9 protein-coding genes are annotated in these 7807 nt (G+C 61.2%); 3 read left to right on the top strand and 6 right to left on the bottom strand.

Annotated features, from left to right (window positions below):
• Position 1: 1 nt before the first annotated feature.
• Complete coding sequence (locus tag EOA28_RS17715) at positions 2-319, top strand: response regulator (RefSeq protein ID WP_245501546.1); 318 nt, start codon at positions 2-4, stop codon at positions 317-319.
• Complete coding sequence (locus tag EOA28_RS17710; RefSeq protein WP_128315100.1) at positions 309-992, top strand: response regulator transcription factor; 684 nt, start codon at positions 309-311, stop codon at positions 990-992. The genes EOA28_RS17715 and EOA28_RS17710 overlap by 11 nt, the downstream gene beginning before the upstream one ends.
• Before the next feature lie 210 nt (positions 993-1202).
• Here the strand turns inward: EOA28_RS17710 and EOA28_RS17705 are convergent, their stop codons facing one another.
• From EOA28_RS17705 to EOA28_RS17680, 6 genes are all read right to left on the bottom strand, one after another.
• Complete coding sequence (locus EOA28_RS17705; protein ID WP_128315099.1) at positions 1203-1850, bottom strand: hypothetical protein; 648 nt, start codon at positions 1848-1850, stop codon at positions 1203-1205.
• A gap of 88 nt (positions 1851-1938) precedes the next feature.
• Positions 1939-2751, bottom strand: a complete 813-nt coding sequence (locus EOA28_RS17700; protein ID WP_245501545.1) for an SDR family oxidoreductase — start codon at positions 2749-2751, stop codon at positions 1939-1941.
• 388 nt (positions 2752-3139) lie between these two features.
• Positions 3140-3553 carry a cupin domain-containing protein gene (locus EOA28_RS17695; protein WP_128315098.1) on the bottom strand — a complete coding sequence of 138 codons (414 nt, stop codon included), beginning with the start codon at positions 3551-3553 and terminating at the stop codon, positions 3140-3142.
• Between the two features lie 94 nt (positions 3554-3647).
• The gene (locus tag EOA28_RS17690; RefSeq protein WP_348527541.1) at positions 3648-4478 is read right to left on the bottom strand and encodes an alpha/beta hydrolase; all 831 of its coding nucleotides are present in this window, start codon (positions 4476-4478) and stop codon (positions 3648-3650) included.
• 226 nt (positions 4479-4704) lie between these two features.
• Positions 4705-5463, bottom strand: coding sequence for an SDR family oxidoreductase (locus EOA28_RS17685; protein ID WP_128315096.1), 759 nt, complete (start codon positions 5461-5463; stop codon positions 4705-4707).
• 65 nt (positions 5464-5528) lie between these two features.
• Positions 5529-6290, bottom strand: a complete 762-nt coding sequence (locus tag EOA28_RS17680) for an alpha/beta hydrolase (protein WP_128315095.1) — start codon at positions 6288-6290, stop codon at positions 5529-5531.
• A 442-nt stretch (positions 6291-6732) separates the two neighbouring features.
• On the opposite strand from EOA28_RS17680, the gene EOA28_RS17675 reads away from it, so the two are divergent.
• Positions 6733-7509 carry an ATP-binding protein gene (locus tag EOA28_RS17675; RefSeq protein ID WP_128315094.1) on the top strand — a complete coding sequence of 259 codons (777 nt, stop codon included), beginning with the start codon at positions 6733-6735 and terminating at the stop codon, positions 7507-7509.
• Positions 7510-7807: the final 298 nt, after the last annotated feature.

The following is a 7807-nucleotide window of genomic DNA, read 5'->3' as shown; positions in this document are numbered from 1 at the left end:
GCTGGAATCCGCGGGTTATGTCGCTTGGTGCTTCTCGTCGGCGGGATCGCTGCTCGACCGCAGGCTGTCGGGCGTAGACGTGCTCATCACCGACATCGGAATGCCTGGCACGGATGGCTTCGAACTTCGCGACCTTGTGAAGAAGGCTCGTCCGGAGTTGCCAGTGTTCCTTATCACCGGCCGCCACGAGATAGCGGATCAGTTTCGCGCTCAGGGCATCAGCGGTTTTTTTCGCAAGCCTTTCGACGGTCAAGCCCTGCTTGCTGCCGTTGCCAACGCCTTAAACGATCGAGAAATGGAGGGTAATGATGAGAGTTGACCAGCCGCTCCAACCGAGATCGGCACCGTCACCGCACAAAGTCCAAGCGGAGCAGCCGCTCGTGATCATTGTCGATGACGATGCAGCGGTTCGGGAGGGACTGTCGGAGTTAATTCTGTCGGCAGGTTTCCAGCCGGTCTGCTTTGCCTCGACACGCGAATTGCTCCAAGCCGACGTATTACAAAAACCTGGCTGCCTGATCCTTGACGTGCGCATGCCAGGGGCGAGCGGTCTCGATCTGCAGCATCATCTGGCCCAGAATGGCAACCCGAAGCCAATCATCTTTCTCACTGGTCACGGGGATATACCGATGACGGTTCAGGCGATGAAGGCCGGCGCAGTGGATTTTCTTACCAAACCGGTACGGGACCAAACATTGCTCGATGCCGTAATCGCGGCCATTGCGATGGACGCCTCGCGACGGGCGAAGGCAGAGGTGGTCAAGCGAAATGTCGAACGCCTTCAGACATTGACGCCCCGTGAGCGCGAGGTCCTGCATCACGTTGCGCGCGGACGCCTCAACAAGCAGATTGCCTTCGAGTTCGGCATCAGCGAAGTGACGGTGAAGCTGCATCGCGGCAACGTCATGCGCAAGATGGAGGCAGCCTCCATCGGTGAGCTGATCCGGGCCTGGGAGACACTGCCCGTGCCACTGCGTGAGACCGTGGCCTGAACGGGGCAGCAACCGTTAGTGGGATATTAGCGCGCCAGAATTGCAACTCGTCGACGACGAGATCGTTTCACCGTTTTCACGGAAACGGCGAACGCGCTATCTCTTTGATTTGCGCAATTCCTAACGGCCAACCGCTTCACACTTTTCCCGGAATTGCTCTGGCGGCCCCGTCAGGCGATAGCTCAAGCGAACTTGTTCTGCCTGCTGCATTTATTCGTCGAAGGGCGCATTCGCTACGAGATCGACGGAAGAAGAAGCTCGGTATCCGGGGACATAGCGTTCACCGAAATCCCGAATGAAATTGTCGTAGGTCGTTTCGGGCCTCGTCTTGGCGATGTGGCAGAAGCATTGGGTCATGCGCCGCTTCATGTCGAGCCGCGGAAACTCCGTGACGATCCTGGCGATCTCCATGGCTGGAATGATCTCATATTGCAGACCCACGACATCCAGGCAGATCCCGGCAGTACAGAGCGCCACCTCCGCTTCCTTGTAGAGACCGATCGATGGCGTCGAGTTGAGAGCGACGCTGTCCCAGATCAACTGGGCGCGGTGCTCGTCGACACCGGCTTGCCTCGCGAAGGCCCGAGCCAGATCGGCGCCTTCAACTTCGAACCGGCGCGGACCGTTGAAGCGCTGGTTAAGCGTAAGATCGTGCAAGAGCACACCGACGGCGACGACTTCCGCGTCGTGATCGATGTTGCGAAGCTGTCCGATCCGCTCCGCAAACAACCAGGAACGGACGACGTGATTAAAAAGATAGGGCTCGCTTTCCTGGCTCGTATGATCGAGAGCCTGCTGCACGAGCGGCGTATCGGGAACCAAAACTCCTGCAAGTATCCGACTGCCGGTGCCGTTCATCTCTATGGTCTCCAACAGGGTTTCGGGCAGAGGGGGAACAGGCGGAAGTCATGGTCCGCCAAGGCCCTTAGAATCTGAAGTAGGCAGGTCATGTGAGGCCCAGGCCTCCGTCGACGGCGATCACCTGCCCAGTCACCCACTCGGACGCCGGATCGGCCAGTTGGACGATCCATCTGGCGACGTCGTCCGGCGTGCCGCGTCGTCTGAGCGGTATCTGCGCGCGCTCCGCTTCCTCAATGACGGCAGCATGCTCCGGGGAGAGCCCCATCATGCCGGTCAGCGCTCCGGATTCAGTCGGGCCGGCGGCGACGGCGTTAACGCGCACACCTTCAGGCGCGAGCTCGAGCGCCCAACAGCGGGTCAGATGTTCCAGCGCCGCCTTGCTGGCGGCGTAGTGGGAGAGCCCAGCCGCGGGCCTATGACCGAACGTGCTCGAAATGTTGATGATCGCTCCCTTAGTCGCCGTCAAATGCGGGAGTGCTGCCGCCGCCAGCAGGCTGGGACCGACGACATTCACGGCAAATATGCTCGCGACCTGCTCAGCGGCAGCTTCATGCAGGGACAGAAGAGCACCCGCGCCGGCATTGTTCACCAACACGTCGAGGCGACCCCACGTGTCGATTGCCTTGGCGATGGTGCGGGAGGCATCTTCAGGCTCCGCAGCGTCGGCGACGAGGCTGACAATGTTCGGGTGCTCGGCGACGGTCTGCTTTAGCGGCGTCGCTCGGCGGCCGGTTACGATCACCTTTGCGCCTTGCCGAGCAAATGCAAGCGCCGCTGCGCGACCGATGCCTGAGCTTCCACCGGTGATGATGACGACCTTGTTGTCAAATGCGGACATTGCTTTGCTCCTGGCGGGTATCGATGAAAGACAGCTTTTCCAGAACGCGTATTCGGCCAAAGCTTCTCAGAACGCCGAAAGCTGGGTGCTCCGCGGCGAACCAATCGCGAATGGCGACGTTCTCGGTTAGGATTTCTGCGTTATCCAGCATCAGCGCCGGGACGTGGGCCCTTGCGCGTTACATGGTTGAAGTCGACCCGCCGATGCAGCTCTTTTCTTCTTCAGGCTGAAGCCTTCCCTTTCGAACGGCGTTCCGGACTCGATCAGGGCGATGTGATCGGCCAGGCTGCAGTCGAATATGCTGCAGTATGGTTTCATCTTTACAAGACGTGGCGACTTCAGATCGCCTAGTTTTTCTTTAAGCATCGCAGCCATCCTTATCCTATCAACCGTACCGCCGGATGCTCCGGCGGCGGCCGTTTCCTTTGTCGAACCGATCCAGAGGCTTTCATTCACCGGAGGGTGTGGTCAGTTCCTTCTCGTCGGTATCGACAACGAACACGGCAAGCAGCTTGGCAGGCTCAGTCGCGCTGGCGTTCTCGCTGACGCCGTGACGGTCGCCTGGAAATTCGGAGAAGCCTTGGCCGGCGTGATAGGTCGTGACCGGCCCATCGTTGACCTTGCTGCGGATCGCGCCTTCAAGCACGGTCGCGTAGATGAAGGCCGACTTTGGATGCGTATGTGCCGAGGACGTGCCGCCGGGCGCGTACTCGACCAATACAGCACGCATGCTCTTGCCTGGCACGTTGGGCAGCGGCTGGTCGTAGACAAGCTTGACGTTCTCGCCGATCGTATCGTGGGCAAGTGCCGTGCTTGCGAGAATCGTTACGGTTGCTGCACTGCAGAGGATGGTCTTGATCACTGTCTGGCTCCAGTCGCGATTTGAGTGATTGGGGGCCGCCGGCCGAAGGGGAGGACAGCCGACGGCAGGCTCTCGCTGGCGGTACGGCGTGAGCCTATGACTTGATGAAAGCGAGAAGGTCGTTGTTCACCAGTTCGGCATGGGTCGTGCACATGCCGTGCGGCAGGTTCTCGTAGACCTTGAGCGTACCGTTCTTCAGGAGCTTTGCGGACAAAGGTGCCGAATCCGCGAACGGCACGATCTGATCATCCGTGCCATGCATGACGAGAGTTGGCACGTCGACGATTCTGAGGTCGTCGGTGAAATCGGTTTCCGAGAAGGCCTTGATGCCCTCGTAATGCGCCTTGGCGCTGCCCATCATGCCCTGCCGCCACCAGTTCTGGATGACGCCCGGGATCGCTTTCGCGCCCGGTCGGTTGAAACCGTAGAAGGGCCCCGACGGGAAATCGATGTAGAACTGGGACCGATTGTCGGCGAGCGACTTGCGCAGCCCGTCGAACACCTCGATTGGAAGGCCGCCAGGATTGGCCGGCGTCTTTACCATAATCGGCGGCACGGCGCCGATGAGGACGAGCTTCGCGGTGCGCCCCTTGCTATGGCGAGCGACGTAGCGGGCCGCTTCCCCGCCCCCGGTCGAGTGGCCGATATGGATGGCGCCCCTCAAACCGAGATGTTCGATCACGGCCGCCGCGTCGGCGGCATAGTGATCCATGTCGTGACCATCGCTCACCTGCGCGGAGCGGCCGTGCCCGCGCCGGTCATGGGCAATGGTGCGATATCCCCGGGCGACGAAGAAAAGCATCTGCGCGTCCCAGTCATCGGCGCTGAGCGGCCAGCCGTGGTGGAAGACGATCGGCTGAGCGTCCTTCGGACCCCAGTCCTTGTAGTAGATCTCAGTGCCGTCCTTGGTGGTGATGGTGCTCATGGTCTTGGGTCCTTTGTCTGGTCTGAGAGAGGAAAGGTCTTTCGCCCGCCCTGCTTGCGCGGGCGCAGCTATGGAGAGGCCGGTTGCCACAGTGGTGGCGAGTGCGCCTAACAAAATGTCTCGGCGCGATGCTCCGGCGGCGGAAGAAAAGTCGTCTTTCATAGGCTCGCTCTTTTCGCGTTGAAGCTGGACCCGCGTCATCGGACGATGCGCGGCCGCGGGGGGATCAGTGTCGAGGGAGCGGGGCGTGGGCGAACCAGTCCTCGAAACGGACCGCTCCGATGCGTGGATGGTCACCGGGGACCAGCGAGCTATCGTCCAGTTCCGTGCCGAAATAGCGCGCGTGGGGATCCCCGATCACCTTGCGTGGGTCTTTGGTCGCCTTCAGGAACCGCGCGACGAGATCGCTCATGCGGATCGGCTCAGGCCCGGCGATCTCGATGGTGCCGTTGATCGGGGCGGAGAGCGCCACGTCCGTCATGATGTCGGCGACGTCGTCCGATGCGATCGGCTGAAAGTAGGCAGACGGAAGGGTTACGGTATCGCCGACCGTTGCCGACTGGGCGATGCCGCCCAGGAATTCGAAAAATTGCGTCGAATGAACGATGGTGTAGGGAATACCAGACTCCCGGATCAGCTTTTCCTGCATCATCTTGGCGCGCAGGTAGCCGCTATCGGGCAGGCGCTCGGCGCCCACGATCGAGAGTGCGATGTGATGTTTGACGCCGGCCGCCTTGCCTGCTGCGAGGAGGTTCCGACCGGAGGTCTCGAAGAACTGCAGAACGGCCTTGTCCTCAAACGACGGCGAATTTGCGAGATCAACGACGACCTGCGCCCCGGCGAGAGCTTCCGTCAGGCCTTCGCCCGTGACGGTGTTGACGCCGCTGTTCGGTGAAGCGGCGAGCACTTCATGACCCTTCTTGCGCAGCCTCTCGACGGTCTTCGAACCGATCAGTCCTGTGCCGCCTATGATGACGATTTTCATGTCCAAACTCCTATCTTGCGTTCTGAATTGCGTTGCGGAACGGAATGCCGGCCGTCACAGGCTCTTCACCGAGCTGAGGCGGCGTCCTCGATGAGCGCGGCGACCTCGTCGGGATGCGAAACCATCACGGCGTGGGAGGCGCCATCGACGACCACGGTCTTCACGGCATGCGCGCGTTCGGCCATGAATTTCATGACCGCAGGCGGGATATTTCGATCGGCTGAGCCATAGATCGCGTAGGAGGGAATCGTCTTCCAGGAGGCTTCGCTGGACGGCTCCGCCAAGGCGGCTTTCGCTATTGGACGCTGGGTCGCCGCCATCAGGCTGGCTTCGGCCGCAGGCACGTCGGCCGCGAACTGCTGGTGGAACTTTTCCGACTGGATATAGAGGTCCTGGCCTCCGTCGGCCTGCGCCACCGGCAGCAGCGCGTCGCCCAGCGTGCTGCCTGGGAACTTCGCCGAGAGCGTGAGACTGGACTCGCCCGTTTCGGGCGCAAACCCGGCCACGTAGACGAGAGCCTTCACATTGTTCTTTCCGTTGGCTGCCTCGGTGATGACCGGCCCGCCATAGGAATGGCCGACCAGCACGATCGGTCCCGAGATCGAGCGGATGACGGCCGAAACCGCCGCTGCATCGCTCGCGACGCTGCGAAGAGGATTGGCCGCGGCGATTGCCTTGTAGCCGTCCTTGTTGAGGTCGGCGATCACCGCGTTCCAGCTCGACGATTCGGCGAAAGCACCATGCACCAGCACGATTGTCGGCTTGACCTGCTGGCCCGCGGGTTGGGCCATGGCGTCACCCGAAGCGGCAAACGCCGCGGCGAGCATCAAAATTTTCGTAATCCTTTGCACTTCCTTCTCCTTGCGACTGGAACGTGACCTGTTGCAGGGAAGAATGCTTCGAGCTTGCCGGCTGAACTATTCTACGGAGGCATCGGTCTTCCGATGCGAAGGTCTAGGGCGGATGCATTCGGAGACTGGGAGTCCTAGCCGACGAGAGGCGAAGGCTAGCCACGAGGCATCGATCGGTCAGGGGCGGAGCGGGCGGCAAGGACCAATACTGTGGGCATTGTCGGCCAGGATTCGGACAAGCGGACGACCAACTCAGTAAAGTCCTGGCACCGATCGAACCGGCTTGATCCAACGATATCTGCAGCAAAGACATATACCGTGGTATGGTCGGCCCTCTCCCTCGATCCAATCGATGGCAAAGGCCCGTCGAAATAGCGTCCCTGGAAACAGAGGCCATTAGCCAACTTACGGGGCTGAGATGCTACATGCCGAGACAAAAGCAGACCCAGCGGGCGAGTATGTCCGTGACTCATCCGCCGAAGCCGCTCGGCACGACCTCCAAACGAAACAGCCGTCGGCTGGCACCGTTCACGATCTGGGCAATCTCATCCAGATCGCGTTATCCGCGCTAAACCGCATCGCGCGGGACCCCGGCGTCTCGGTTGCGCCAGCACTCGAGCCCGCGATCGGCAGCGCCAAGACGGCCTTGCTGCAAGCCGGCGCGCTTGTCCGGGAGACGATAAGCAGGGCTCGACAGAGCCATAGTGAGGTCGAGGAAACCAACGTAAGTGCTTGCCTGACCGAGGTCGAGGCCCTCGTCCGATGCGCATGCGAGCCGCATATCCAGTTTGAGGTCCGCGTTGGATCCGACCTGCCTCGCGCGAAATGCGATCGCCTGGGCCTGCAGAATGCGGTCCTGAACCTCGTATTCAACGCGCGTGACGCGATGCCGGGCGGCGGCTTGATCTCGATCGACGCCGCCGCCGTTCAAGGCCGTGCCGCCCTTATCGAGCTTCGCATCGTCGATAGAGGTATCGGAATGACCCCAGGGAACGTTGCCCGTGCCTTCGAGCCATTTTTCACCACGAAGGGCAAGGGCTTGGGCGGTGTAGGCTTGCCGATGGTGAAGCATTTCGCCACGGAGCACGGCGGAAGCGTCGAAATCGAGAGCGTCCTGGGGGCTGGCACGACCGTGATCCTGCGAGTGCCGGCAGCACGGTCGGAACTCGACGCCGGACAAACCGATCAAGGCTGAGGGCTTGCAAATGGAGCACGAAGGCCACGCCCGTCCAGCCTCAGGCCGATGGTAAGCGGGCTGCGAGGGCGCCACGAGCCGGATCCGCTCGATGTCACGATGATTTGACCTTCGCCGCAATCGCGCGCCAGACAAAAAGTTCCGTGGCCGCGTCCGTGGGAAGCAATCCTTCCTATCCTGAACTAGGTATCTCGCTCCGTAGGATGGTCATCGCTTCCTGCCCTCTTGCGAGGCCCCGGTGTCCAAAGGCGTCGGAGCGGATGTCGCGAAAGACCGTCTGAATGGTCTTTATCAGTGC

The sequence above is a fragment of the Mesorhizobium sp. M2A.F.Ca.ET.067.02.1.1 genome, assembly GCF_004023285.1.
Taxonomy (GTDB): domain Bacteria; phylum Pseudomonadota; class Alphaproteobacteria; order Rhizobiales; family Rhizobiaceae; genus Mesorhizobium.
The sequence above is the reverse complement of the archived record's forward strand: the minus strand, read 5'-3'. Positions and strand labels throughout refer to the sequence as shown.

Bases quoted from the DNA above. Each gene is read 5' to 3' on its own strand.
- EOA28_RS17710 (WP_128315100.1), top strand. From the start codon at position 309: ATGAGAGTTGACCAGCCGCTCCAACCGAGATCGGCACCGTCACCGCAC.
- EOA28_RS17705 (WP_128315099.1), bottom strand. From the start codon at position 1,850: ATGAACGGCACCGGCAGTCGGATACTTGCAGGAGTTTTGGTTCCCGAT.
- EOA28_RS17690 (WP_348527541.1), bottom strand. From the start codon at position 4,478: ATGAGCACCATCACCACCAAGGACGGCACTGAGATCTACTACAAGGAC.
- EOA28_RS17685 (WP_128315096.1), bottom strand. From the start codon at position 5,463: ATGAAAATCGTCATCATAGGCGGCACAGGACTGATCGGTTCGAAGACC.
- EOA28_RS17680 (WP_128315095.1), bottom strand. From the start codon at position 6,290: ATGCTCGCCGCGGCGTTTGCCGCTTCGGGTGACGCCATGGCCCAACCC.
- EOA28_RS17675 (WP_128315094.1), top strand. From the start codon at position 6,733: ATGCTACATGCCGAGACAAAAGCAGACCCAGCGGGCGAGTATGTCCGT.